At 71.8% G+C, this 25,277-nt stretch carries 20 protein-coding genes and 3 pseudogenes; 16 read left to right on the top strand and 7 right to left on the bottom strand.

All coding sequences use genetic code 11. The annotated features are described in order from the left end of the window. Positions 1 to 6 precede the first annotated feature (6 nt). The gene (locus tag ACFPZI_RS21865; protein WP_381365496.1) at positions 7 to 2,202 is read left to right on the top strand and encodes a 3-hydroxyacyl-CoA dehydrogenase NAD-binding domain-containing protein; all 2,196 of its coding nucleotides are present in this window, start codon (positions 7 to 9) and stop codon (positions 2,200 to 2,202) included. Positions 2,203 to 2,241: 39 nt separating this feature from the next. On the opposite strand, the gene ACFPZI_RS21860 is transcribed toward ACFPZI_RS21865, so the two are convergent. Further along, positions 2,242 to 2,967 (bottom strand): MerR family transcriptional regulator, encoded by a 726-nt coding sequence (locus tag ACFPZI_RS21860; protein ID WP_381365493.1) that lies wholly within the window; start codon positions 2,965 to 2,967, stop codon positions 2,242 to 2,244. 103 nt (positions 2,968 to 3,070) lie between these two features. Here ACFPZI_RS21860 and ACFPZI_RS21855 point away from each other — a divergent pair. The 3 genes and pseudogenes from ACFPZI_RS21855 to ACFPZI_RS21845 form a co-directional block, all read left to right on the top strand. Next, positions 3,071 to 3,178, top strand: a pseudogene (locus ACFPZI_RS21855) (Appr-1-p processing protein); the annotation flags it as partial. Positions 3,179 to 3,210: 32 nt separating this feature from the next. After that, positions 3,211 to 3,372, top strand: a complete 162-nt coding sequence (locus ACFPZI_RS21850; protein ID WP_381365490.1) for a hypothetical protein — start codon at positions 3,211 to 3,213, stop codon at positions 3,370 to 3,372. 35 nt (positions 3,373 to 3,407) lie between these two features. Then, positions 3,408 to 5,150, top strand: a complete 1,743-nt coding sequence (locus tag ACFPZI_RS21845) for a BCCT family transporter (protein WP_381365488.1) — start codon at positions 3,408 to 3,410, stop codon at positions 5,148 to 5,150. Between the two features lie 159 nt (positions 5,151 to 5,309). On the opposite strand, the pseudogene ACFPZI_RS21840 reads toward ACFPZI_RS21845, so the two are convergent. Then, positions 5,310 to 5,648, bottom strand: a pseudogene (locus ACFPZI_RS21840) (FAD-dependent oxidoreductase); the annotation flags it as partial. Positions 5,649 to 5,714: 66 nt separating this feature from the next. On the opposite strand from ACFPZI_RS21840, the gene ACFPZI_RS21835 reads away from it, so the two are divergent. From ACFPZI_RS21835 to ACFPZI_RS21820, 4 genes are all read left to right on the top strand, one after another. After that, complete coding sequence (locus ACFPZI_RS21835; protein ID WP_381365485.1) at positions 5,715 to 6,767, top strand: oxidoreductase; 1,053 nt, start codon at positions 5,715 to 5,717, stop codon at positions 6,765 to 6,767. Positions 6,768 to 7,068: 301 nt separating this feature from the next. Further along, positions 7,069 to 7,710 (top strand): hypothetical protein, encoded by a 642-nt coding sequence (locus tag ACFPZI_RS21830; protein WP_381365482.1) that lies wholly within the window; start codon positions 7,069 to 7,071, stop codon positions 7,708 to 7,710. Then, positions 7,707 to 9,860, top strand: coding sequence for a zinc ribbon domain-containing protein (locus tag ACFPZI_RS21825; protein ID WP_381365480.1), 2,154 nt, complete (start codon positions 7,707 to 7,709; stop codon positions 9,858 to 9,860). The genes ACFPZI_RS21830 and ACFPZI_RS21825 overlap by 4 nt, the downstream gene beginning before the upstream one ends. Before the next feature lie 22 nt (positions 9,861 to 9,882). Continuing rightward, entirely contained in the window at positions 9,883 to 11,523 is a 1,641-nt protein-coding gene (locus ACFPZI_RS21820; RefSeq protein ID WP_381365477.1) for an ABC-F family ATP-binding cassette domain-containing protein, read from the top strand. Positions 11,524 to 11,867: 344 nt separating this feature from the next. Here ACFPZI_RS21820 and ACFPZI_RS21815 read toward each other — a convergent pair whose 3' ends face one another. From ACFPZI_RS21815 to ACFPZI_RS21805, 3 genes are all read right to left on the bottom strand, one after another. Further along, positions 11,868 to 14,279: a Tex family protein gene (locus tag ACFPZI_RS21815; protein ID WP_381365474.1), complete on the bottom strand. Its 2,412-nt coding sequence runs from the start codon at positions 14,277 to 14,279 to the stop codon at positions 11,868 to 11,870. Positions 14,280 to 14,384: 105 nt separating this feature from the next. Then, a complete protein-coding gene (locus tag ACFPZI_RS21810; protein ID WP_381365471.1) occupies positions 14,385 to 14,516 on the bottom strand; it encodes an LPFR motif small protein in 132 nt (43 codons plus the stop codon). Between the two features lie 106 nt (positions 14,517 to 14,622). Next, positions 14,623 to 15,378, bottom strand: a complete 756-nt coding sequence (locus tag ACFPZI_RS21805) for an enoyl-CoA hydratase/isomerase family protein (RefSeq protein ID WP_381365468.1) — start codon at positions 15,376 to 15,378, stop codon at positions 14,623 to 14,625. An 88-nt stretch (positions 15,379 to 15,466) separates the two neighbouring features. Between ACFPZI_RS21805 and ACFPZI_RS21800 the strand changes: the two genes are divergently transcribed. Together ACFPZI_RS21800 and ACFPZI_RS21795 are read left to right on the top strand one after the other, a co-directional pair. Further along, positions 15,467 to 16,051 carry an HdeD family acid-resistance protein gene (locus ACFPZI_RS21800; RefSeq protein WP_381365673.1) on the top strand — a complete coding sequence of 195 codons (585 nt, stop codon included), beginning with the start codon at positions 15,467 to 15,469 and terminating at the stop codon, positions 16,049 to 16,051. Between the two features lie 174 nt (positions 16,052 to 16,225). Continuing rightward, positions 16,226 to 16,741 carry an ATP-binding protein gene (locus tag ACFPZI_RS21795; RefSeq protein ID WP_381365670.1) on the top strand — a complete coding sequence of 172 codons (516 nt, stop codon included), beginning with the start codon at positions 16,226 to 16,228 and terminating at the stop codon, positions 16,739 to 16,741. 114 nt (positions 16,742 to 16,855) lie between these two features. Here the strand turns inward: ACFPZI_RS21795 and idi are convergent, their stop codons facing one another. Together idi and ACFPZI_RS21785 are read right to left on the bottom strand one after the other, a co-directional pair. Further along, positions 16,856 to 17,449: an isopentenyl-diphosphate Delta-isomerase gene (gene idi / locus ACFPZI_RS21790; protein ID WP_381365465.1), complete on the bottom strand. Its 594-nt coding sequence runs from the start codon at positions 17,447 to 17,449 to the stop codon at positions 16,856 to 16,858. 375 nt (positions 17,450 to 17,824) lie between these two features. Continuing rightward, positions 17,825 to 18,763, bottom strand: a complete 939-nt coding sequence (locus tag ACFPZI_RS21785; RefSeq protein WP_381365462.1) for a cation diffusion facilitator family transporter — start codon at positions 18,761 to 18,763, stop codon at positions 17,825 to 17,827. Positions 18,764 to 19,583: 820 nt separating this feature from the next. Here ACFPZI_RS21785 and ACFPZI_RS21780 point away from each other — a divergent pair. The 6 genes and pseudogenes from ACFPZI_RS21780 to ACFPZI_RS21755 form a co-directional block, all read left to right on the top strand. Next, positions 19,584 to 21,515 (top strand): DUF5941 domain-containing protein, encoded by a 1,932-nt coding sequence (locus ACFPZI_RS21780; protein ID WP_381365460.1) that lies wholly within the window; start codon positions 19,584 to 19,586, stop codon positions 21,513 to 21,515. Then, a complete protein-coding gene (locus tag ACFPZI_RS21775; protein WP_381365457.1) occupies positions 21,512 to 22,264 on the top strand; it encodes a phosphocholine cytidylyltransferase family protein in 753 nt (250 codons plus the stop codon). Before ACFPZI_RS21780 ends, ACFPZI_RS21775 begins: the two co-directional genes overlap by 4 nt. Next, positions 22,252 to 23,313, top strand: coding sequence for an iron-containing alcohol dehydrogenase family protein (locus ACFPZI_RS21770; RefSeq protein ID WP_381365454.1), 1,062 nt, complete (start codon positions 22,252 to 22,254; stop codon positions 23,311 to 23,313). Before ACFPZI_RS21775 ends, ACFPZI_RS21770 begins: the two co-directional genes overlap by 13 nt. Next, complete coding sequence (locus ACFPZI_RS21765) at positions 23,291 to 24,070, top strand: CDP-alcohol phosphatidyltransferase family protein (RefSeq protein WP_381365452.1); 780 nt, start codon at positions 23,291 to 23,293, stop codon at positions 24,068 to 24,070. The genes ACFPZI_RS21770 and ACFPZI_RS21765 overlap by 23 nt, the downstream gene beginning before the upstream one ends. 44 nt (positions 24,071 to 24,114) lie before the next feature. Beyond that, a complete protein-coding gene (locus tag ACFPZI_RS21760) occupies positions 24,115 to 24,960 on the top strand; it encodes a glycosyltransferase family 2 protein (protein ID WP_381365667.1) in 846 nt (281 codons plus the stop codon). Positions 24,961 to 25,058: 98 nt separating this feature from the next. After that, a pseudogene (locus tag ACFPZI_RS21755) lies at positions 25,059 to 25,277 on the top strand (ABC transporter permease); the annotation flags it as partial.

The following is a 25,277-nucleotide window of genomic DNA, read 5'->3' as shown; positions in this document are numbered from 1 at the left end:
CTTGTCATGACCGAAACCCCCACCATCCGCTGGGAACAGGACGACACCGGCGTCGTCACCCTCGTCCTCGACGATCCCCACCAGTCCGCGAACACCATGAACCAGGCGTTCCGCGACTCCCTCGCCGTGATCACCGACCGCCTGGAGGCGGAGAAGGACAGCATCCGCGGCATCATCCTCACCTCCGCCAAGAAGACCTTCTTCGCCGGCGGCGACCTGCGCGACCTGATCAAGGTCACCCCCGAAACGGCGCAGGACCTGTTCGACGGCGGCATGGCGATCAAGCGCCGGATGCGCCGCATCGAAACCCTCGGCAAGCCGGTCGTCGCGGCGATCAACGGCGCTGCCCTCGGCGGCGGTTACGAACTCGCCCTCGCCTGCCACCACCGGATCGCCCTCGACGTACCAGGCTCCAAGATCGGCTGCCCCGAGGTCACCCTCGGCCTCCTCCCCGGAGGCGGCGGCGTCGTCCGCACCGTCCGGATGCTCGGCATCGCCGACGCCCTGCTGAAGGTGCTCCTCCAGGGCACCCAGTACACCCCGCGGCGCGCCCTGGAGAACGGTCTCGTCGACGACGTGGCCGACACCCGCGAGGAACTGATCGCCAAGGCCCGCGCCTTCATCGACGCGAACCCCGAGTCCGCCCAGCCCTGGGACCGGCCCGGCTACCGCATCCCGGGCGGCACCCCGTCCCACCCCAAGTTCGCGGCCAACCTCCCCGCCTTCCCGGCCGCCCTGCGCAAGCAGACGAACGGCGCCCCCTACCCGGCGCCGCGCAACATCCTCGCCGCCGCCGTCGAGGGCGCCCAGGTCGACTTCGAGACCGCCCAGGTCATCGAGGCCCGCTACTTCGTCGAGCTGGCCGCCGGACAGACGTCGAAGAACATGATCCAGGCGTTCTTCTTCGACCTCCAGGCCGTCAACTCCGGCGCCAACCGCCCCCAGGGCATCGAGTCCCGCACGGTCCGCAAGGTCGCCGTGCTCGGCGCCGGGATGATGGGCGCCGGCATCGCCTACGCGTGCGCACGCGCGGGCATCGACGTCGTCCTGAAGGACGTCACCCCACAAGCGGCCGCCCAGGGCAAGGCGTACTCCGAGAAGCTGTGCGCCAAGGCCGTCTCCCGGGGCCGGACGACCCAGGAGAAGGCCGACGCGCTGCTCGCGCGGATCACCCCCACCGCCGAGGCGCGGGACCTGGCCGGCTGCGACGCGGTCATCGAGGCCGTCTTCGAGGACACCGCCCTCAAGCACAAGGTGTTCCAGGAGATCCAGGACGTCGTCGATCCCGACGCGCTCCTGTGCTCCAACACCTCCACCCTCCCCATCACCGCCCTCGCCGAAGGCGTCGAACGCCAGAGCGACTTCATCGGGCTGCACTTCTTCTCGCCGGTGGACAAGATGCCGCTCGTCGAGATCATCAAGGGCGAGCGGACCGGTGACGAGGCGCTCGCCCGCGCCTTCGACCTGGTCCGGCAGATCAACAAGACGCCGATCGTCGTCAACGACAGCCGCGGCTTCTTCACCTCCCGCGTCATCGGCCACTTCATCAACGAGGGCGTCGCCATGGTCGGCGAGGGCATCGAGCCCGCCTCCGTCGAACAGGCCGCCGCCCAGGCCGGCTACCCCGCCAAGGTGCTCTCCCTCATGGACGAGCTGACCCTCACCCTGCCGCGCAAGATCCGGGGCGAGTCCAAGCGGGCCGTCGAGGAGGCCGGCGGCACCTGGACCGCGCACCCCGCCGAGGCCGTCATCGACCGCATGGTCGACGAGTTCGGCCGCCCGGGCCGCGCCGGCGGTGCCGGTTTCTACACGTACAAGGAAGACGGCGGGCGCGACGCCCTGTGGCCCGGCCTGCGCGAGCACTTCACCAAGCCGGGATACGAGATCCCGTTCCGGGACATGCAGGAGCGGATGCTGTTCGCCGAGGCGCTGGACACGGTCCGGCTCCTGGAGGAGGGCGTGCTGACCTCGGTCGCCGACGCCAACATCGGCTCCATCCTCGGTATCGGCTTCCCCGGCTGGACCGGCGGCGTCCTGCAGTACATCAACGGCTACGACGGCGGCGCCGGGGGAGAGACCGGGCTGCCCGGATTCGTGGCTCGCGCGCGTGAACTCGCCGAGCGGTACGGCGAGCGCTTCGCACCGCCGGCGCTGCTGGTGGACAAGGCGGAGAAGGGGGAGCGGTTCACGGACGCCCGCTGACCCTCCGGCGCGTGCGGCCGGCCGGCGGGGACAGGAGCATCAGCCTCCCGTCCCCGCCGCCCCCGTACCCTCCCCGGCGTCCAGCCACTCCCGCAGCTCCTCGCGCAGCGACCGCTGAAAGGCCGTGAGCAGCGCCTGCACCACGAGCGGGTGCATAGGGGCGGACAGTGACTTCACGTCCCGCGGGTCCCGCTCCGCCACCGCGTCCCGCAGCAGCCGCGACAGCTCCTGGGCGGCCGCGCGGGCATGCCCGGTGAGCGTCGTACGGGCCTCGAGGATCGTCTCGTGCGTCAGCGGTACGTCCAGCAGCTCGACGCCGAGCCGCAGCAGCCCCGCGTCGACCCGGAAGTCCTCGCCGTCCCGCTCGACGACGTTCAGCGCCGCCAGCCGCCGCAGATCCTCGTCGCCCAGCGCCCGCCCCGCCCGTCGCTCCAACTCCCCGCGCGACACCTTCTCCACCGTGTCGGGCGCCCAGGAGGCCACCACCGCGCGCTGGATCGCCAGGTCCCGCACACTCAGATCCGGCGGCAGCCGCCCCAGGTAGCGCTCGATGGCCGCCAGCGTCATGCCCTGCCGCTGCAACTCCTCGATCAGCGCCAGCCGGGCCAGGTGCTCCCGCCCGTAGCGGCCGACGCGGCGCGGCCCGATCACCGGTGGCGGGAGCAGCCCCTTGCTGCCGTAGAACCGGACCGTCCGCACCGTGACCCCGGCCCGCGCCGCCAGTTCGTCGATGGTGAGGGCCGGCTCCTCGATGTCGGTCGTCATGCACAGCAGTATTACTGTCTCACCAGTGTTGCGACACCGCACCCGCCCCGACGCACCTGCCCCGACTGTCAGTACCGACGCCTACGGTGGCGTGATGTCGGAGATCACGGGGATCACCTACGTCAGGGGTGACGCCACCGCGCCGTCGGTGAAGGGCGTCAAGACCATCGCGCATGTCTGCAACGACATCGGGGGCTGGGGAAAGGGCTTCGCCCGATATGGAGGAGGTGCGTCCGGAGCCGGGTGACCCACGTGCTGCCGGTCACGCCCTTGCGCGCGACCGATCGCCAGCTCGGGCGGATGGTGATCCCCTCGATCACCATCCGCCCGGGGGTGCGCGGGAACGTGACCGCTGAAGAGGTGATTTTTGCGCCAAAGGTGGTACGGGCATGGCTGGGGGAGTGATTCTCCGCCCAACGGCTCGATGAAAGGTGCCGCCTGTGACGAAGGACCAGCACAGTGACGACGACCCTACGGCGGGCCCTCTGCCGGGCTCGGAGACGGGCCTGGCGGACCGTGGACGCCCTCGGACCGACCGCGTGGTGTTCGGTGTCACGGCGGTGCTCACCGTTGCGTTCGTCGTCTGGGGCGCCGTCGCGACCGAATCGCTCGAGGACGTCTCGAGCAGCGTGCTCATCGGGCTGATGCACAACGGCGGCTGGGCGTTCATCCTGGCCGCCTCCGGTTTCGTCGTCTTCGCCCTCTGGTTGGCCGTCAGTCGCTATGGCCGGATCCGTCTCGGCGCCGAGGGGGAGAAACCCGAGTTCCGTACCGTGTCGTGGGTCGCGATGATGTTCAGCGCGGGCATGGGAATCGGCCTGATGTTCTACGGTGTCAGTGAGCCGCTGGCGCACTACGTCGCGCCGCCGCCGGGCACCAACCCGGCCGACTCGGGCGACCGCATGGAACTGGCCATGGCGACCACGCTCTTCCACTGGACGCTCCACCCGTGGGGGATCTACGCCGTGGTCGGCCTCGCCATCGCCTACAGCACCTTCCGCAGGCGCCGCAGGCAGACCATCAGCGCCGTCTTCACCCCGCTCATCGGCTCGAAGCACGCGAACGGCGCCACCGGGCGCTTCATCGACATCCTCGCGATCGTGGCGACCATCTTCGGTTCGGCGGCCTCCCTGGGACTCGGCGCGCTGCAGATCGGCTCCGGCATGCAGGAGCTGGGGTGGCTGGACAAGGTGAGTACGGGGCTGCTCGTCGGCATCATCGCGGTACTCACGGTCGCGTTCGTCGCGTCCGCGGTGTCGGGAGTGGAGAAGGGCATCCAGTGGCTTTCCAACACCAACATGGTGCTGGCCCTGGTGCTCGCCCTGTTCGTGTTCGTGGCCGGTCCGACAATCCTCGTCCTCGACCTGCTGCCCACCTCCGTCTTCGGCTACCTGGGCGAACTGCCCCGGCTGGCCGGCCGCACGGAGGTCAGCGCCGGCCAGGGAGTGGCGAGCTGGCTGGGCAGCTGGACCGTCTTCTACTGGGCGTGGTGGATCTCCTGGACGCCGTTCGTCGGCATGTTCATCGCCCGCATCAGCCGGGGCCGTACGATCCGCCAGTTCATCGGCGGGGTCATCCTCGTGCCCAGCACGGTCAGCCTGGTCTGGTTCGCGATCTTCGGCGGTTCCGCGATGAAGCTCCAGGAGCAGGGCCGGCTCGGTAAGGAGTTGACGCCCGAGGGCCAGCTGTTCGCGGTGCTCCAGCACTACCCCATCGCTACGGCCATGAGCCTCCTGGTGATGATCCTCGTCGGCATCTTCTTCGTCTCGGGCGCCGACGCGGCCTCGGTCGTCATGGGCACGCTCTCGCAGAAGGGGGCGCTCGAACCGGGACGCCCGGTGGTGGTGTTCTGGGGCGTGGTCACCGGAGCGGTCGCCGCGATCATGCTGCTGGTGGGCAGCGGCCAGGGCGACGCACTGACCGGCCTGCAGAACATCACGATCCTCGCGGCGGCCCCGTTCGTCATCGTGATGATCCTGATGTGCGTGGCACTCATGCGCGACCTGCGCCGGGACCCGGTCATCGTGCGCAGAGAGGTGGGTTCCGAGGCGGTCGACCTGGCCGTCATCGCGGGTCACACGAAGTACGACGGCGAATTCGAACTCCGTATCGGACCCGGGGCCGGTACGGACGTGGAGGGAGACCCGATCGGCAAGCACTACGAGGCACCGACCGAGCCCTGACCGCCGACATCCGCTCAGGCCGTCACCGGCAGCGGTGGACGGGCCGGCCGCCCCCGATTCCGAGGGGGCGGCCGGCCCGTCCGTTCCCGGGGCCGTGCCACCGCCCCACCCCAGGGCGGGCTCCGCCGCCTCCTCCGCGCAGCCCAGCCCACGGTGACGCCCGCGCCGCCGTGGCCGCGCGGCGGCCCAGGCGCCGGCCTCGTCCAGCGTGGTCTCGCCCAGTACCCCTTCGACCATCCGTACACCGGTGACCTCCGGCCGCGCGGTCGGCTTCTCGTACACGTCCGGCGAACGCGGCGCCCACGCGGGCACAGACGCCACCGGCTCGATCCGGTACGGCCACCACAGTGCCCCGGCAACCGCCGAGGTGGTCCGCTCGACCGGGCCGCGCGTCCACAGCCGTACACGCGCGCCCCGCTCGGCGAGGACGACGGCCGTCGTCAGCCCGACGACCCCGCCGCCGATCACACGGACATCGAAGAAAGGTTCGTTTTCCATGCGGGGGCGTTAGCGGAATATGTCATGCAGTGCTCAGATCCGTCCCTTTGCGGGAATACTCACAGCATGTCTGCCGAGTACGCGACCTTCGGCCTGACACCGGCGCTCCGTGCCGGTGGAATCCTCTCCGGCGGTGACTACCAGCTCCACCGGGACTTCGTCGACTTCGTCGTCGACGGACGCCCGCTGCTGTTCCGCCTCTCCGACCTCGACGCCGTCTCCCCGCTCGCCTCCGACATCCCGCCCGCCATCTTCACCGCCCAGGTCCGCAGCCTCCTGCTGGAGACCGAGGCACCGCTGCCGTCCGGCCGGTACATCGTCTACGGCTGCCCCGACTGCGAGGACCTCGCCTGCGGCGCGGTGACCGCCGCCATCGAGCAGGACGGCGAGGACTACATCTGGCGGGACTTCGCCTGGCAGACCGACGAACACGCCGACCTGGAACGCAACGGATACCACGGTCTGGGCCCGTTCCGCTTCCGCGGCGCCGACTACCGCACGGCCCTCGCCGCCCTGCTGGCCGGTGGCGCCCCGGGGACCCGCCGCCGCGTCCTGCTGATCGGCGCCCGTGTCGCCCTGCTGGCCAAGCTCGCCGCGGCCCTGCGCACCATCGGCGTCGGCGCCGACATAGCCCACGACGCCGACGGTGTCCCCGCCGACGAACTGCGCGGCTACGGCGCGGTCGTCTTCGGCCGCTCGGTCGGCCCCGCCGAACGGGACGCCGTGCGCGCCGCCTTCGCCGCCGCCGACGTCGACGTGCCCTGCGTCGACGGCCGTGCCCCGATCGTCCCGCTGCTCGTCGCCCGGACCGAGCACGCCCTGGACCGCAGCCCGCCCGAGCAGCGCCGCCTGACCGCCCTGGCCGCTCCGGCCCCCTCGGCCTCGGCGGAAGCCGCCGCGGGCGCCGACGCGGAGGTCGAGGTCACCTCGTCGTGCCGGGTGCACCTCACGGCGTACCGCGTCGACCGCCTCGCCCGCACCCACACCCACGAAGTCTTCGACGGCGTCCTGGAACCGGGCCGCCACCGCATCCCTCTGGACCCGAGGACGGTCAGGGGGGAGTCCTACCTGGTGGCCCGCACCGCCGGGGCGGTCCTGACCACGACGGTGCGGCGGTGAACACCGGCGGCGGGGAGCGCGTACGGGGAAGCGCGCGGGGGAGGGGAAGCGCACGAGGAGAGGCCCGGGGGAGTGCGGCGGCCGCGGGAGGGCCGACAACCGGATGTCCGAGGGGTGACGTGCGAAGGGTCTTCAACTGTTGCGGCTTTCGCTTGAGCAGGCTGAGCGATGTTGCTTATCGGATGCGCGGTCGATCTGCAGGGTTTCGGGTCGGGTTTCCTCCGATTGAATGTGTTTCCTGCTGATTCTGATGGGCTGGTGGTGCGGGGTCCGTAGGTTGTCGGGCATGGAGTTTCTTCGGTTGTCAGTGGCTGCGCGTCGGGTGGGTGTGCACCCGGGCACGCTGCGGCTGTGGGCGAACGAGGGCAAGGTCCCGGTGGTGTGGGTGGGCAAGGAACGCCGGTTCTCCGTTGAGGCGTCGGACGTGCTGACCGGTGTCGCGGGCGGCGGTGGTCGTCGCGAGGCGTTGTATGTGCGCGTTTCGGGGACCAGTGGGCAGGAGTCGTCGCCGGCCGCATTGGTGAAGCGGGCGGCGGCGGGCGAGTTCAGGAAGCGGAGTTGCGGGCTTCGGCCTCGGGGGTGGTGGTCGCGGTCTTCAGAGATCGGGCCTCGGGGCTGCGGGAGTCGCGGCCGGGGCTGGACCGGCACGCATGTGCGGGTCACGCATGCGGACCGGCTGGCTCGGTTCGGGGTCGGCTGGCTGATCCAGGTCCTGGCCCATCACGGGGCCGAGGTGGAAGTGATGCACGCCAAGGGGGCGGCCGGGGGGATGGAGGAGCTGCTGGACGACTTCATGTCGCTGGTGGCGACCTTCGCGGGCCGGACGTACGGGATGCGCTCACGCGAGGCACGCCGCCGCCTGCTGGCCGAAGCCGACAACCGCATCGAACTCCCTGCTCCTGCTCCTGGAACGGTGTCGCGGGCTGGAGGTGGTGAGGTGTGACCAAGCTGGTGGCGACCGCCACATGCACCGCCTACTCCGGCGTCCTGGAGGCCACCGGCGAGCGCGTCGGGCAGCGGACTCTGCTGGAACGGGTGGGATTCCTGGCCCGGTTGAGCCAGGAACTGACCGGCGCCCTGGTCGCCTCCCGATGGGACGAGGAATCCCTGGATGTGCTGGCCGCCGGCCTCGACGCGCGGGGCGAGGCACTGCCCGCGAAAGGGTGGATGGCGCTCCGGCGTCTGGAGTGGACGGGCGAGGTGACGCCTGCGGCCGGAGTGTATGTCTCGGACCGGGTGCGCCGGGGCGCGCAGGAGTACGCGGCCCGCACCCTGCGCCTGGCCCTGCACCGGCGGACCATCGTGGCCGTGATCCTGGCCACTTGGCCCACCGGCCCGCGCCGTCGCACCGAGGCGGAGTGGACCGCACTGCGCCGGCTGCTGCCCGCCGGAGCATCGGGTGCGGAGATCCGTAACCGGACCCGGCAGATCCGCGCCCATCTGGCCGCGCACGGGCAGCCGCCCGCCGGACTGTGCACCCTGGAGGGCCCGCCACAGATCGCTCCGCTGGTGGTGCTTGCGGCGATGGACCGCCAGCAGGTCACCCTGGAACGGGTGGATGCGGCCACCGCCCGGCTGCGAGTCAAACTGCCCTTGTGCGCGGCACCCGCCTCGGGCCGGGCGTGGGCCTGGCACATCCTGGACATCCGGCTGCCCGGCACCGTCGACGGCGATGCGGTGCTGCACACCCCGACCCTGCGCCCCACCCGCACCGGCCGCATCGCCGTCGACCTGCCGCACTCCAAGCCCGCCCCGGCCCTCGAAGCGACCGGCCACGCGGTGGGACTTGGCTTCGACTGGGGGGTGAACACCCTGCTCACCGGCACCCTGGGCCGTCTGACCGGCCGGGGTGCCGGCCAGCGGGTGGTCACCGACGAGCGTCCCCTCGTCTTCGATGCCACCACCGTCAGCGCGAAACTCCACCGGCTGCGTGGGGTGCGCGAGCACCTCGCCGCCAAACGCGACGCCTGCCAGGCTCTCGCGGACGGGCTCGGCTCCCCACACCCGGCTTGGGGCGGACACGCCGCACGCGCGGCGGTGCTGGCGGTGGAGCACGCGCACGTGTGTGCCCGCATCCGCCACCTCAACGACGCGCTGGCCTGGGCCGCCGCCCGCTGGGCTGTTGACCAGGCGGCAGCGCTCGGCGCGTCCGTCATCTACCTCGAAGACCTCGCCACCCTCGAAGCCCGCGGCCACCGACGCGGCAACGCCCGCTTGTCCGGACAGGTCCGCGGCACCCTCGCCGAAGCCATCCGGCACCTGGGCGCGAAGGCCGGTGTCGTGGTCGTCACCGTGCCCGCCCGCGGCACCTCCAGGCTCTGCCCCACCTGCCTCAACCCGCTGACCCACCACCCCGCCCCCGACCGACTGACGGAACGGGGCTGGAAGTGGGCCCGCTGCTCCGGGTGCGGGCTCTCGCTGGACCGGGACCACGCCTCCGCCCGCCGGATCGTCTCCCGCGGCCTGCTCGCCCAGCCCCACACCACCCTCGAGCGCGCCACCGGCGTCCGGGCCATCCGCGCCACCATCGAAGGCACCGTGTCCGTGGTGCGCCGCCCGCAGAAGACCACCCGCCGCCTGCGCCGCCAGGGCCAGGCCGAGACGGCCCCGCCCCGTCCGCGCGGCCCCAAGACCACCCCCGGCAAGGCGCGCCCCACTCCCGGCAGGCCCAGCCCCGCCGGACGCCACAGCGCCCGCCACACTGCCGCCGTCCCGGACCCCGGTCCGGACCTTCGGACTTCCCGCCGTGCGCCCGAAGCGCGTACGGTCCCCGCCACCACCCCCACCAGGGTGGTAAAGCGTCCGGCGGGGCATGACACCCAGGCACCAGCCGCACACGGACCGGTATCAGGTCATGGAGTACCCGCCCCCGACCGGCCGGAAGAAGACGCCCTTCTTCCGGCCGGCCGCAGGCGGCCCTCACGCAGAATCTGTCGGCAACGCACCCGCAACGCCGAGCGGACCGGCTTTCACCACCTGCACGCCACCGCAGTCCACCCCCTCACCCCGAGGTTCGGACCACGGCAAGGCGACCGCACACGGCCACGCCGCGCCCGAAAAGCCCGGAACACTCGGGCAACTGCAGAATTCTAGAGACGCTAGGATCGGCGGTCTGATGACTGCCACCCTCGTCGCCAAGAACCTCTCCGCCGGCCATGGCGACCGCTCCCTGTTCAGCGGCCTCGACCTCGTCGTCGCCCCCGGCGACGTGATCGGCCTGGTCGGTGCCAACGGTGCTGGCAAGTCCACCCTGCTGCGCCTGCTCGCCGGGCTCACCGCGCCGGAACAGGGCGAGCTGCGGCTCTCCCCGCCCACGGCGACCGTCGGCCATCTCCCGCAGGAGCCGGAGCGCCGGCCCGGCGAGACCGTCCGGGACTTCCTGGCCCGCCGTACCGGTGTCGCCGAGGCCCAGCGGACGATGGACGAGGCGACCCAGGCCCTGGTCGACGGCGCGCCCGGTGCCGACGACGCGTACGCGGAAGCCCTGGAGCGCTGGCTGGCACTCGGAGGCGCCGACCTCGACGAGCGCGCGGAGGAGGTCACCGCGTCCCTCGGTCTGACGGTTGGCCAGGACCAGCCGATGACGTCTCTCTCCGGTGGCCAGGCGGCCCGCGCCGGCCTCGCCTCCCTCCTCCTGTCCCGCTATGACGTCTTCCTCCTCGACGAGCCGACCAACGACCTCGACCTGGACGGCCTGGAGCGCCTCGAACGCTTCGTCGGCGGTCTGCGCGCCGGGACGGTCGTGGTCAGCCACGACCGCGAGTTCCTCACCCGCACCGTCACCAAGGTCCTCGAACTCGACCTCGCCCAGGGACGGATCAATCTCTACGGCGGCGGCTACGCGGCCTACCTGGAGGAACGGGAGGTGGCCCGCCGGCACGCCCGCGACGAGTACGAGGAGTACTCCGACAAGAAGTCCGCGCTCCAGGACCGGTCACAGATCCAGCGGTCCTGGATGGACAAGGGCGTCAAGAACGCGCGCCGCAAGGCGGGCAACGACAACGACAAGATCGGCCGCAAGTTCCGCAGCGAGGCCAGTGAGAAGCAGGCCGCCAAGGCCCGCCAGACCCAGCGCATGATCGAACGCCTCGAGGTGGTCGAGGAGCCGCGCAAGGAGTGGGATCTGCGCATGGAGATCGCGGCGGCCCCGCGCTCCGGCGCGGTGGTGGCGACGCTGCGGGACGCCGAGGTACGGCGCGGCGACTTCGTGCTCGGGCCGGTCACCCTGCAGATCGACTGGGCGGACCGGGTCGCCGTCACGGGTGCCAACGGCGCCGGGAAGTCCACCCTGCTGGGCGCCCTGCTGGGCCGTGTCCCGGTCGACTCCGGGCACGCCGCGCTCGGCTCGGGCGTGCTGCTCGGCGAGGTCGACCAGGCCCGCGCGCTGTTCCACGGCACCGAGGCCCTGCTCGACGCCTTCCGCGCCGGGGTCCCCGACACCGAACCGGCCGAGATCCGCACCCTGCTGGCCAAGTTCGGCCTCAAAGCGGACCATGTGATGCGTCCGGCGGTCACCCTCTCGCCGGGTGAACGCACCCGCGCCGCCCTCGCCCTCCTCCAGGGGCGGGGCGTCAACCTCCTCGTCCTCGACGAGCCGACCAACCACCTCGACCTGCCCGCCATCGAACAGCTGGAATCGGCCCTGGACTCCTACGAGGGCACCCTGCTCCTCGTCACCCACGACCGACGCATGCTCGACGCGGTGCACGTCACCCGCCGCCTGGAAGTGGCCGACGGCAAGGTCATCGAGCACTGACCGGTCACTGACCGAGCAAGGGCCGGCCCGACCGCCGGGCGGTGGCAGAACGGACTCCGCCGAGGGCGGACCGGTTTCGACCGCATCATGTGCAGGGCTACGCGGTCCGGTCAGGACCGGACGCCCGGTCCCTCGCACCGCAGCGGAGGGACCGGGAAGCCGTCGGAGCCGACGCCGGGTCGGGCGCCCGTCCGGCGGATCATGCGGGAGACGCGGGCACCGGCACGCCCGTCCCGGACTCTTGGACGCGACGGGCCCCCGTAAACGAGGGCCCCACCGCGTCGACCTTCGCTCCGCCCGCCCAACCCTTCGAGCGAGGGACCCCGTGCGCGGGCCCGACAGGCCTAGCGCTTGCCCTTCTTCGGGTCGACCAGTCCCGCCCGGCGCAGGGCGTCGGCCATCGCGCTGTTCGCCGGCGCGGTGGCCTGACGCGCGGTGGCCTGACGCGCGCCGCCGCTTCCGCGACCGCCACCACCGCCCCCACCGCGGGCCTGCCCCTGCCCCTGCCCCTGGCGCTGCTGCGGCGGGCGTGCCCCACCGCGCTGCCCGCGCCCGCCGGGGGCCTCGGTCTGCTCCGCGGCCTCGTCGTCCAGCCGCAGCGTCAGCGCGATCCGCTTGCGCGGAATGTCGATGTCGAGGACCTTCACCTTGACGATGTCGCCCGGCTTCACCACGTCACGAGGGTCCTTGACGAACGTCTTCGACATGGCGGAGACGTGTACCAGACCGTCCTGGTGGACGCCGATGTCGACGAACGCGCCGAAGGCCGCCACGTTCGTCACCACGCCCTCCAGGATCATCCCGGAGGACAGGTCGGAGATCTTCTCCACGCCCTCCTTGAAGGCAGCGGTCCTGAACGCCGGCCGCGGGTCGCGCCCCGGTTTCTCCAGCTCCTTGAGGATGTCCGAGACGGTCGGCAGACCGAACGTCTCGTCCACGAAGTCCTGCGGCCTCAGCGAGCGCAGCACTCCCGTGTTGCCGACCAGGGAGGCGACTTCCTCACCGGACTTCTGCATCATGCGCCGGACCACCGGATAGGCCTCCGGGTGCACGCTGGAGGCGTCCAGCGGGTCGCCGCCGCGGATCCGCAGGAAGCCCGCGCACTGCTCGTACGCCTTGGGGCCGAGCCGTGGCACCTTCTTCAGCTCGCCGCGGGAGGCGAACGGCCCGTTGCCGTCCCGGTGGGTCACGATGTTCTCGGCGAGCCCGGAGGTGATGCCGGAGACCCGGGCGAGCAGCGGCGCGGACGCCGTGTTGACGTCCACACCCACGCCGTTCACACAGTCCTCCACCACCGCGTCCAGCGAGCGTGACAGCTTCACCTCGGACAGGTCGTGCTGGTACTGGCCGACACCGATCGACTTCGGGTCGATCTTCACCAGCTCCGCCAGCGGGTCCTGGAGCCGGCGCGCGATCGACACCGCCCCGCGCAGCGACACGTCCATGTCCGGCAGCTCCTGCGAGGCGAACGCGGACGCCGAGTACACCGAGGCGCCGGCCTCGGACACCATCACCTTCGTCAGATTCAGCTCGGGGTGCCGGGTGATGAGATCGCCGGCGAGCCTGTCGGTCTCGCGGGACGCCGTGCCGTTGCCGATCGCGATCAGCTCGACGGCGTGCTCCTTCGCGAGCCGGGCCAGCTTGGCGATCGACTCGTCCCACCGGTTCGCCGGGACGTGCGGGTGGATCACGTCGGTGGCGACGACCTTGCCCGTCGCGTCGACCACGGCGACCTTCACACCCGTACGGAAGCCCGGGTCGAGACCGAGCGTCGCGCGGGTACCGGCCGGAGCGGCGAGCAGCAGGTCGCGCAGATTCGCCGCGAACACCCGCACCGCCTCGTCCTCGGCCGCCGTACGCAGCCTCAGCCGCAGGTCGATGCCGAGATGCACCAGGATGCGCGTGCGCCACGCCCAGCGGACCGTGTCGAGCAGCCACTTGTCGGCCGGGCGGCCCCGGTCGCCGATCCCGAACCGGTGGGCCACCGTGCCCTCGTACGAGGACGGGCCCTCCGTCGCCTCCTCCGGCTCCAGGACGAGGTCCAGGACCTCCTCCTTCTCGCCGCGCAGCACCGCCAGGATCCGGTGCGAGGGCAGCTCGGTGAACGGCTCGGCGAAGTCGAAGTAGTCGGAGAACTTGGCACCCGCCTCCTCCTTGCCCTCGCGCACCTTGGCGGCCAGCCGCCCGCGCACCCACATGCGCTCCCGCAGCTCGCCGATCAGGTCGGCGTCCTCCGAGAACCGCTCGGTGAGGATGGCCCGCGCGCCGTCCAGGGCGGCCTGTGGATCGGCGACACCCTTGTCGGCGTCCACGAACGCGGCGGCCGCGGCGAGGGGGTCGACACCCGGGTCCCCGAGCAGCCCGTCCGCCAGCGGTTCGAGCCCCGCCTCACGCGCGATCTGCGCCTTGGTACGCCGCTTGGGTTTGTACGGCAGATAGATGTCCTCCAGGCGCGCCTTGGTCTCCGCGCCCCGGATCCGCGCCTGAAGCTCCTCGGTGAGCTTGCCCTGCTCGCGCACCGAATCCAGGATCGCCCTACGACGCTCCTCGAGCTCCCGCAGATAGCGCAGCCGCTCCTCGAGCGTGCGCAGCTGCGCATCGTCGAGCATCTCGGTGGCTTCCTTGCGGTAGCGGGCGATGAAGGGCACCGTCGAACCGCCGTCGAGCAGCTCCACGGCGGCCCTGACCTGCCGCTCCTGTACGCCGAGCTCCCCGGCGATCCTGCCTTCGATGGACCCTTGGAGGGGTGTCGTCACGATCCCGTACCGCCTTCTTCGCTGAGGTTGCGCGGCAATTGTGGCAGGTGATGCCGACAATCGGGGATCAGGGCGGCGACTCGCCGGGCGGTGGTGCGCGCCGGGTCAGGCGCGTCGGCCCCGGCCGGCCGACGAGGCACCCCCGAACAGCCGGGCCAGCGCTCGGAACGGCAGTGTCACGACGGTGGCGATGGCGCCGCCGATCTGACGCAGGACATCCGCGATGGCACGCAACACGTGTCTCCTCCTTCGGTTTCCCTTCCGTCCCGGCCGGGACGGAAGGAGTGACCTCCGGATACCTCGTCAAGGCTTCGGCATGCCTGCTCGCTGCGGACGCCGTACCCTACCGCCGTCCCGGCGGGCTCCAGTTGAACCGGGGCGGCCTTCGTTCCAGGAAGGCGGCGACCCCCTCCGCGGTGTCGCCGCCTTCCTGCGCCTGGCCGTTCCAGTGGGCGTCACGGTCGGTGCGCCCGTTCGCGAACTCCTTCGCCGCGGCCTGGGTCAGCTGCGAACGCGAGGCCAGGGTCGCGGTGAACTCCACGACCCGCCGGTCCAGTCCGTCCGCGGGCAGCACCTCGTCGACCAGCCCCGTACGCAGCGCCCGCGCGGCGTCGATCAGCTCGCCGGAGAACAGCAGGTACTTGGCGGCGGAGGGTCCCACCAGCGACACCAGCCGCCGGGTGGAGGAGGCCGGATAGACGATCCCGAGCCGGGCCGGGGTCACCCCGAACACCGCTCCCTCCTGCGCGAACCGCAGATCGCAGGCTGCCGCCAACTGTGCCCCGCCGCCGACGCAGTGTCCCCGGACCGCCGCGAGCGTCGGTTTGGGGAACGCGGCGAGCGCCTCCTCGGCCGCCACGGCGAGCCGCTGCGCCTCCCACGGCGATCCCTTGAGCGTGGAGATGTCGGCCCCGGCGCAGAACGTCCCTCCCTCGCCGGTGAGCACCAGCGCCCGCACCCCGGCGTCGTCCGCCAGCGCGTCGAGCAGCGGTGGCAGCGCGCGCCACATCGCGGTCGTCATGGCGTTGCGCTTCGCCGGATGGCGGATGACGACCGTGGCGACCGATTCGGTGACGCTGTGCGACAGCTGCGGCTCCATGCGCCGGATGCTATCCGCCCCGGTCGGGGCGCTGATCAGCAGGAGCGCGTGAAGCGTTACGCGACACCGGGGGCACGAGGCGGCCCGACTGAAGGGCGGCTTCAGCTGGCTCGCCGCACTCGGCGTGATCCTGGTCGTCGCCGGCCTCATCGGTCTCGTCTACACCGGCGTCGCCACTCTGACGACGATGGTGCTGTTCGGCTGGCTGCTGCTGATCGGCGGCGTGGTCTCGCTGCTGCACGCCGTCCAGGCCCGGCACAGCAACTTCTTCTGGCTCGCTGTGATCGTCGCGGCACTGAACATCGCGGCCGGCGTGGTGGTCCTGCGCACACCGGAGGCGGCGGCCGAGGCGCTGACCATGTTCGCCGCGCTGCTGTTCCTCACCGGCGGACTGTTCCGCCTGGTGGGCAGCATGGTGGTGCGCGGTCCGCAGTTCGGCGTGACGCTCCTGCAGGGTGTTCTGGGCCTCCTCCTGGGAATCCTGGTGCTGGTCACCTGGCCGGGCAGCAGCCAGTACGTGATCGGCGCCTTCCTCTCGCTCGCCCTGCTCTTCGACGGGCTCGGTCTGATCGCCACCGGCTACGGCGGGCGCAGGATCGTGGGCATGGTCTCCGACCGGCTGGCGGGCCCGGAGAGCACCGGGCCGGGCGCCAAACCTGTACAACCCGAATAGTCCACCGACGCGACACAGGGCAGACAGAAACAGTCCCGCAGCCACCCATGGCATACGTCAACGGTCAGAAACGCTCGATATCCGCTGACTTCTGTTCAGTGCCGCGGTGCGGCGCGCAGAGTTACCAACACTCGACGTGTGGTGACAATCGAGCGTGAGGATGGCGACCGGACGATGGACGACCAGGGGCGTGGGCCCGGCCCACGCCCGGAGGGCGGGGAGAGACCCACCGAGGCGGAGGCCGCACCACCGCGCTCGGCACCGCTGCCGTACGAAGGCGTCTGGCGGTTCACCGCTCCCGCTGTCGACGCCTCGGTCCCGCAGGCGCGCCACGCCGTACGGGACCTGCTGCTGCGCCAGGGGGTGCCGGTCGCCGACGTCGTCGTCCAGGGGTTGCTGCTGATCGTGTCGGAACTGGTCACCAACGCCGTACGGCACGCGGCACTGCTCTCCCCGATGCTCGCCGTCGAGGTCGCCGTCGGCGCCGAGTGGGTCCGGGTGTCCGTGGAGGACAACCACCCCTACCGCCCGACCGCCCTGGAGGCGGACCACGGTCGCACCGGCGGCCGCGGACTGCTCCTGGTGCGCGAGATCACCCGCGAGGCGAACGGCATGTGCGACGTCGAGCACACCGCGAGCGGCGGCAAGGTGATCTGGGCCGCCCTGCCGCTCAAGCACGCGCAGGTCTGACGGCCGCACGCGCACACGCTCCGACGGTCACCACCGACGGCAGGGGCCCGTCGCTCGAGCCCAGGCAGGCCCGACGTCCAAACGCAGGCGGAGCCGCGACCGGCCCCCGCGCGGTCACCAGCCCGCCGACGGTCCCGTCAGCTCCCGGACCGCCGGGCGGACAGCGTCCAGCACGGTCATGAACCACGCCGAGAAGGTGTCCTCGGCATGGCGCCGGGCCAGCTCGTCCGGGGTCACGAACGCCGTGGACGCCACCTCCTCGGGATCCGCACGCAGCGGTGCCTGCACCACGCCGACGAACAGGTGGTTGTACTCCTGCTCGACCAGACCGGAGGCCGGATCCGGGTGGTTGTAGCGCACCGTGCCCGCCTCGGCGAGCAGCGACGGGGACAGCCCCAGCTCCTCGAAGGTCCGCCGGGCCGCCGCCGCGAACGGCGCCTCACCGGGGTAGGGGTGCCCGCAGCAGGTGTTGGACCACACACCGGGGGAGTGGTACTTGCCCAGCGCCCGCTGCTGGATCAGCAGCCGCCCGTGCTCGTCGAAGAGGAACACCGAGAACGCCCGGTGCAGCTGCCCCGGGGGCTGATGGGCGGCGAGCTTCTCCGCGGTGCCGATCGTCACGCCGTCTTCGTCGACCAGCTCCAGCAGAATCGCCTCGGCGGCAGGGCTCGACGGGTTGTGCGTCGCGGTGGCAGGTGTGATCGGCATACCCATCCTTCATTCGGTCTTCGCACCCCAAGTCTGCCGCACGGATCCGGCACTCCCGGCACTCCCCCGCACCGCCCGCATGTCCCGCGGGAGGTCGGCCCGCGGTCGGCGCAGGCCGCGTACCGGAAGAGGGGCCCGGTGGACGATCTGCCCGGACCGGCGGCGGGAGAACCGCGAGGAGCGGGACGCCATGAGGGAAAGGACGTCGGTACGGGGGCGGAAGGATGCTCCCCCCAGCGTATGAATACCGGCCTCACGCCCCAGCGGCGCCTCCCGCCCCAGCCGCATCCCGCACTCACCGTCGTCATGTCATGTCATGTCATGTCACGGCGCCGCGTCACGCCACTCGGACGGCACCCGCAGCCGGGTGCCGTCTCAGTGGCAGAGCCGCGCCTCGTGCTCCGCGTGACCGCGCGGTTCCAGCTGGAAGGTGCAGTGCTCCACGTCGAAGTGGTCGCCCAGACAGCTCTGCAGCTCGTGCAGCATCTTCTCGTGCCCGATGGCACTGAGTGCCTCGGAGCTGACGACCACATGCGCGGAGAGCACCGGCATGCCCGAGGTGATGGTCCAGGCGTGCAGATCGTGCACGTCCTCGACGCCTTGCGTGCCCAGGATGTGCGCCCGGACCTGGGCCATGTCCACGCCCTTGGGCGCCGCCTCCAGCAGGACGTCCAGGGTCTCGCGCAGCAGCTTGAAGGCGCGGGGCACGATCAGCACGGCGATCACGAGGGAGGCGATCGGGTCGGCGGCCATCCAGCCGGTCGCCACGATGACCAGCGCCGAGACGATCACCGCGACCGAGCCGAACGCGTCGGCGGCCACCTCCAGGAACGCCCCGCGCACGTTCAGGCTCTCCTTCTGCCCGCGCATCAGCAGCGTCAGCGACACCAAGTTGGCGACCAGGCCGATCGCGCCGAAGACCAGCGTCAGCCCGCCCTCGGTGCCGGCCGGTGCGAGGAACCGCTGGATCGCCTCGTACAGCACGTAGCCGCCCACCCCGAGCAGCAGCAGACAGTTCGCGAGCGCCGCGAGTATCTCCGCGCGGGCGTAGCCGAAGGTGCGGCGCTCGCTCGGCGGGCGGTTCGCGAAATGGATCGCCAGCAGGGCCATGCCGAGCCCCAGCGCGTCCGTCGCCATGTGCGCCGCGTCGGCGACGAGGGCGAGCGAGTCGGCCAGCAGGCCGCCGATGATCTCGACGACCATGACACCGAGCGTGATCGCCAGCGCCGCCCGCAGCCTGCCGCGGTACGCCGCGCTCGCCGTACCGCCGGCGTGCGCGCCGTGTGCGTGCCCGTGATCGTGCCCAGCCCCCATGAAAGCCGTCCCTCCATGACTCGTCCGGCTCACAGTGAACTACGGGCAGGGGGTATCGGGCAACGTGGCACTGAACACCGTTGTCATGTGCCGTGACCTGCGGAAACGGTTCGCAGGTCAGGCATGCTCGGGGCGGTGCGCGCACCTCTTGGACAACCCGGCCGGCGGTGCCGGCCGGTCACGGGCGCGGGTGCCGCCGGGCGTCGGCCCGGTCTCACTGTGCGCATGGGTCAGGACACAGGGCGTGGCCTCCGTGATGAGATCCACATCGGGCTTGCCGTGCGCGACCGCCGGCGCGGGGAGCGTGGAGTGCCCGCCGTCACGGTGCCCGGCGCGGGGCGGGAGGGTCCTCGTCCTCCCGGCGGTACGGTACGGGCCGGGCCGCCCGCTCAGGGCCCCCGTCGGGCTGCCCGCGGACTTCGATGCGGACATTGCGCTGGTCAGAGGCTGACAACCCGCTCCCTGGTATCGATCGTGGCCTGCCTCGTACGCGTCCCGGGGCAACCGCTTTCACCGGCGACGGGGACCGACCCGGTGGCCCGGCCCGCGCCGGGCGGAGCCATACCGGGCGCTGCCCGGTATTCGCCTCAATGCCCCTTCTGGGTAGGCGGTTTGTGGGCCGACCCCGCTATCCCCGATGATGATCGCGGCAGGGACGCAGGTGAAACCACAACGATCCAACCGTCGAACAGGCGGTGAACGCGGGTTCAGGGACATCCGCTAACCTCAGCCGACATGCCGTCCGGAGGCCCCGTACGGGCGCCCCCCATCATGTACACGACCGGCGTGGACGCGTCGGCATCCAGGGAGTGAGATTCGGTTGTCGACCGCCATCCTCACCGGTCAGCCGGTTCCGGGTTCGTCGCTCGAGGCGGACCTGCGTTCCCTCGGCTTCGACGTGCGGATCGCGTCCGACACCGCGGCGGCCGAGACCCTGCTCGCCGAGGTGCCCACCGGACAGCGGGTCGCCGTCGTCGATGCCCGGTTCGTGGGTCATGAGCACGCGCTGCGCCTCGGCCTCACCGACCCCCGCTTCCCGCTCGCCGCGATCCCCGGTGCCGTCACCGCCCAGCCGGCCGCGCGCCAGGCTCTGACCCTCGCGATGGCCCGCGCGACCACCGCGGTCTCCGGGACCACCGCGGTCTCCGGGACCACCGCGGTCTCCGGGACCGCTGCCACCACCGAGGCCGAGACCGCCTCCGGCGAGACCGCCTCCGGCGGAACCCCGACGCCCGCCGGCACCACCCTCACCGGCACCTTCTCCGACCGCATCGTCGCCGCCCTGAGCGCCGACGGGAGCGACCCGCACCGCCCCGACCTCGGCAGCCTCGTCGCCACCGTCCCCGACGACCCGCAGGCCCGCAACGAGGCCCGGCAGGCCGTCGCCGCGGTGGACGACGAGGCCGTCCGGCTGAAGTCGGCCGTCAAGGCCCGTGACGGTTTCTTCACCACCTACTGCATCAGCCCGTACTCCCGCTACATCGCCCGCTGGTGCGCCCGGCGCGGACTGACCCCCAACCAGGTCACCACCGCCTCCCTGCTCACCGCGCTCATAGCGGCCGCCTGCGCCGCCACCGGCACCCGCACGGGCTTCGTCGCCGCCGGTGTCCTGCTCCTCGCCTCCTTCGTGCTGGACTGCACCGACGGCCAGCTCGCCCGCTACTCCCTGCAGTACTCCACCCTCGGCGCCTGGCTCGACGCCACCTTCGACCGGGCCAAGGAGTACGCCTACTACGCCGGCCTCGCCCTCGGCGCGGCCCGCGGTGGCGACGACGTATGGGCCCTCGCCCTCGGCGCGATGGTCCTGCAGACCTGCCGGCACGTCGTGGACTTCTCCTTCAACGAGGCGAACGCCGACAGTACGGCCGCCACCGCCGACACCAGTCCCACCGCCGCTCTCTCCGACAAGCTCGACAGCGTCGGATGGACGGTCTGGGTGCGCCGCATGATCGTCCTCCCGATCGGTGAACGCTGGGCGATGATCGCCGTTCTCACGGCCCTCACGACCCCCCGCATCACCTTCTACGCCCTGCTGATCGGCTGCGCCTTCGCGGCGACGTACACCACGGCCGGCCGTGTCCTGCGCTCCCTCACCCGTAAGGCACACAGGACCGACCGCGCGGCGCGCGCCCTCGCGGACCTCGCCGACACCGGACCGCTCGCCGAACGCCTCGCCGGGGCACTGCGGGCCACCGCGCGGCGCCTGCCAGGCTTCACCGCCCCCGCCGTCGCCCTGCTCGGCGGCGCCGCCGTCGTCGCCGCGGCCGCGCTGACCGGCTTCGGCGGACCGTGGCCCGTCCTCGCCGCCCTCCTGTACGTCCTGACCTCCGCCCTGGCCGTCGCCCGCCCTCTCAAGGGCCCCCTCGACTGGCTGGTCCCGCCGTTCCTCCGCGCCGCCGAGTACGGCACCGTCCTTGCACTGGCGGCCGACGCAGAGGTGAACGGAGCGCTTCCGGCGGCCTACGGGCTGGTGGCCGCCGTCGCCTACCATCACTACGACACGGTCTACCGCATCCGCGGCGACGCGGGCGCGCCCCCGCCCTGGCTGGTGCGGGCGATCGGAGGGCACGAGGGCCGCACCCTGGCGGTCGTCGTCCTGGCCGCCCTGCTCACCGCCTCGCAGTTCGCCGTCGCGCTCACGGTGCTCGCCGTGGCCGTGGCCCTGCTGGCGCTCGTCGAGAGCATCCGCTTCTGGGTGTCCGCCCACCGGGGCGGCGCACCCGCCGTACACGATGAAGGAGAACCCGCATGATCGGCCTCGTGCTGGCGGCCGGCGCCGGACGGCGTCTGCGCCCCTACACCGACACCCTGCCCAAGGCACTGGTGCCGGTGGGGCCCGAGGGAGTGGAGGGTGAACCGACGGTCCTGGACCTCACCCTCGGCAACTTCGCGGAGATCGGCCTGACCGAGGCCGCCGTCATCGTCGGCTACCGCAAGGAGGCCGTGTACGAGCGCAAGGCGGCCCTGGAGCAGAAGTACGGGATCCAGCTCACCCTCATCGACAACGACAAGGCCGAGGAGTGGAACAACGCCTACTCCCTGTGGTGCGGCCGTGACGCCCTCAAGGACGGCGTGATCCTCGCCAACGGCGACACCGTGCACCCGGTCTCCGTCGAGAAGACGCTGCTCGCCGCCCGCGGCGACGGCAAGCGGATCATCCTCGCCCTCGACACCGTGAAGTCCCTGGCGGACGAGGAGATGAAGGTCGTCGCCGAGCCCGGCAAGGGCATGACGCGGATCACCAAGCTCATGGACCCGGCCGAGGCCACCGGCGAGTACATCGGCGTCACCCTCATCGAGGGCGACGCCGCCCCCGCGCTGGCCGACGCGCTGAAGACCGTGTGGGAGACCGACCCGCAGCAGTTCTACGAGCACGGCTACCAGGAACTGGTGAACAACGGCTTCCGGATCGACGTGGCGCCCATCGGCGACGTCGACTGGGTGGAGATCGACAACCACGACGATCTCGCCCGTGGCCGGGAGATCGCATGCCTCTACTGACCCGGCTCATCCCCTCGCCGCTCGTCGTCGACATCCGCCCAGGTGCCCTCGACGACCTGGGCTACGTCCTCGCCGACGAACGCATCTCGCAGTCCGGCCGCCTCGCCGTCGCCGTCAGCGGCGGCTCCGGCGCCGACCTGCGCGCGCGGCTCTCCCCCTCGCTGCCCGGCGCCACCTGGTACGAGGTCGGCGGCGGCACCCTGGACGACGCGGTCCGGCTGGCCGGTGCCATGAAGGCCGGCCACTACGACGCGATCGTCGGACTCGGCGGCGGCAAGATCATCGACTGCGCCAAGTTCGCCGCGGCACGCGTCGGCCTCCCGCTGGTCGCCGTACCGACGAACCTCGCGCACGACGGCCTCTGCTCGCCCGTGGCCACCCTCGACAACGACGCGGGCCGCGGCTCGTACGGCGTGCCGAACCCGATCGCGGTCGTCATCGACCTCGACGTCATCCGGGAAGCCCCGGTGCGCTACGTGCGCGCCGGGATCGGCGACGCCATCTCCAACGTCTCCGCCATCGCCGACTGGGAACTGGCCTGCACGGTCAAGGGCGAGCGGATCGACGGGCTCGCCGCCGCCATGGCCCGACAGGCCGGGGAGTCCGTGCTGCGCCACCCCGGAGGCATCGGCGACAACGACTTCCTCCAGGTGCTCGCCGAGGCGCTGGTCCTCAGCGGCATCGCCATGTCGGTGTCGGGCGACTCGCGGCCGTCCTCCGGGGCCTGCCACGAGATCAACCACGCCTTCGACCTGCTCTACCCCCAGCGGGCCGCCGCCCACGGGGAGCAGTGCGGCCTGGGCGCCGCCTTCGCGATGTACCTGCGTGGCGCGCACGACGAGTCGGCCTACATGGCCGAAGTGCTGCGCCGGCACGGACTCCCGGTACTGCCTCAGGAGATCGGCTTCACGACGGAGGAGTTCGTCAAAGTCGTCGAATTCGCCCCCGAGACCCGTCCCGGCCGTTACACGATCCTCGAACATCTCGACCTGAAGACCGAACAGATCAAGGACGTCTACGCCGACTATGTCAAGGCCATCGGTAGCTGAACTCCGTCCGGTCGTCCACCCCGCGGGGGTGAAGGACCGGCGCAGCGGTGAGCACTGGATGGGACGCCTCTACATGCGTGAGGTGTCCCTGCGGGTGGACCGCTACCTGGTGAACACCAGGGTCACGCCCAACCAGCTCACGTATCTGATGACCGTCTTCGGCGTCCTCGCCGCCCCGGCCCTGCTGGTGCCGGGGATCACGGGCGCCGTCCTCGGCGTGGTCATGGTGCAGATGTACCTGCTCCTCGACTGCGTGGACGGCGAGGTGGCCCGCTGGAAGCAGCAGTTCTCGCTCAGCGGGGTCTATCTGGACCGGGTCGGCGCCTACCTGTGTGACGCGGCCGTCCTCGTCGGTCTCGGCCTGCGCGCCGCCGACCTGTGGGGTTCCGGCCGCATCGACTGGCTCTGGGCCTTCCTCGGTACCCTGGCCGCCCTCGGCGCCATCCTGATCAAGGCCGAGACCGACCTGGTCGGTGTGGCCCGCCACCAGGGCGGGCTGCCGCCGGTCAAGGACGCCGCCGCCGAGCCGCGCTCCTCCGGCATGGCGCTGGCCCGCCGGGCCGCCGGAGCCCTGAAGTTCCACCGGCTGATCCTCGGCATGGAGGCGTCCCTGCTGATCCTGGTCCTCGCGATCGTCGACGCCGCCCGGGGCGACCTGTTCTTCACCCGCCTGGGTGTCGCCGTCCTCGCCGGGATAGCCCTGCTGCAGACGCTGCTGCATTTGGTGTCCGTCCTCGCTTCCAGCAGGCTGAGGTGACCGCTGTGGGATCCTCCCTCAAGGTCGGCGCGGTGATCATCACCATGGGCAACCGCCCCGACGAGTTGCGCGCCCTGCTCGACTCGGTCGCCAAACAGGACGGCGACCCGGTCCGGGTCGTCGTCGTCGGCAACGGCTCGCCCGTCCCGGAGGTCCCCGACGGCGTGCGCACCGTCGAGCTGCCGGAGAACCTCGGCATCCCCGGCGGCCGCAACGTAGGCATCGAGGCGTTCGGCCCGGGCGGCCAGGACGTCGACATCCTGCTGTTCCTCGACGACGACGGCCTCCTGGCCCACCACGACACCGCCGAGCTGTGCCGCCAGGCGTTCGCCGCCGACCCGGAGCTCGGCATCATCAGCTTCCGCATCGCCGACCCGGACACCGGCAGCACCCAGCGCCGCCACGTGCCCCGGCTGCGCGCCGCCGACCCGATGCGCTCCTCCCGGGTGACCACCTTTCTCGGCGGCGCCAACGCCGTACGCACCCGGGTCTTCGCCGACGTCGGCGGGCTGCCCGGCGCGTTCTTCTACGCGCACGAGGAGACCGACCTGGCCTGGCGGGCCCTCGACGCGGGCTGGATGATCGACTACCGGTCCGACATGGTGCTGTACCACCCGGCCACCGCCCCCTCGCGGCACGCGGTCTACCACCGCATGGTCGCCCGCAACCGCGTCTGGCTGGCCCGTCGCAACCTTCCCGCGCCCCTGGTCCCCCTCTACCTGGGCGCCTGGATGCTGCTCACCCTGCTCCGCAGACCCTCCCGCCCGGCCCTCAATGCCTGGTTCGGCGGTTTCCGGGAGGGATGGAGCACCCCCTGCGGCCCGCGCCGGCCCATGAGGTGGCGTACGGTGTGGCGGCTGACCCGACTGGGCCGGCCCCCTGTCATCTGACAAGCTCGTGTCCGGAACATCGGGGCCGCACCCAGGCTCCCCGGCACATGCCGGGTCCGTACGGGCCCGCGCATCTCGAAGAGGGAAAGCTTCCATCAGTGAGTGAGACAACGCACGACGGCACGGTCGCGGTCAGCGCGCCCGCGCCGCCCGACGAGGGCCTCACGGCGGCCGAGCTCGCCGCCAAGTACGGGCTGACGGTGAGTGGTGCCCGGCCGTCGCTCGTCGAGTACGTCCGTCAGCTCTGGGCGCGGCGGCACTTCATCCTCGCCTTCTCCCGGGCGAAGCTGACCGCGCAGTACAGCCAGGCGAAGCTG

The sequence above is a fragment of the Streptomyces chlorus genome (genome assembly GCF_042655885.1).
In the GTDB taxonomy this organism is placed as follows: domain Bacteria; phylum Actinomycetota; class Actinomycetes; order Streptomycetales; family Streptomycetaceae; genus Streptomyces; species Streptomyces chlorus.
Note: the sequence above shows the minus strand (reverse complement) of the source record. Positions and strands in the feature narration are given on the sequence as shown.

Bases quoted from the DNA above. Each gene is read 5' to 3' on its own strand.
- idi (WP_381365465.1), bottom strand. From the start codon at position 17,449: ATGCCGATCACACCTGCCACCGCGACGCACAACCCGTCGAGCCCTGCC.
- ACFPZI_RS21820 (WP_381365477.1), top strand. From the start codon at position 9,883: ATGACTGCCACCCTCGTCGCCAAGAACCTCTCCGCCGGCCATGGCGAC.
- ACFPZI_RS21770 (WP_381365454.1), top strand. From the start codon at position 22,252: ATGCCTCTACTGACCCGGCTCATCCCCTCGCCGCTCGTCGTCGACATC.
- ACFPZI_RS21775 (WP_381365457.1), top strand. From the start codon at position 21,512: ATGATCGGCCTCGTGCTGGCGGCCGGCGCCGGACGGCGTCTGCGCCCC.
- ACFPZI_RS21805 (WP_381365468.1), bottom strand. From the start codon at position 15,378: ATGGAGCCGCAGCTGTCGCACAGCGTCACCGAATCGGTCGCCACGGTC.
- ACFPZI_RS21860 (WP_381365493.1), bottom strand. From the start codon at position 2,967: ATGACGACCGACATCGAGGAGCCGGCCCTCACCATCGACGAACTGGCG.
- ACFPZI_RS21785 (WP_381365462.1), bottom strand. From the start codon at position 18,763: ATGGGGGCTGGGCACGATCACGGGCACGCACACGGCGCGCACGCCGGC.
- ACFPZI_RS21760 (WP_381365667.1), top strand. From the start codon at position 24,115: ATGGGCAACCGCCCCGACGAGTTGCGCGCCCTGCTCGACTCGGTCGCC.
- ACFPZI_RS21865 (WP_381365496.1), top strand. From the start codon at position 7: ATGACCGAAACCCCCACCATCCGCTGGGAACAGGACGACACCGGCGTC.
- ACFPZI_RS21795 (WP_381365670.1), top strand. From the start codon at position 16,226: ATGGACGACCAGGGGCGTGGGCCCGGCCCACGCCCGGAGGGCGGGGAG.
- ACFPZI_RS21835 (WP_381365485.1), top strand. From the start codon at position 5,715: ATGTCTGCCGAGTACGCGACCTTCGGCCTGACACCGGCGCTCCGTGCC.
- ACFPZI_RS21765 (WP_381365452.1), top strand. From the start codon at position 23,291: ATGTCAAGGCCATCGGTAGCTGAACTCCGTCCGGTCGTCCACCCCGCG.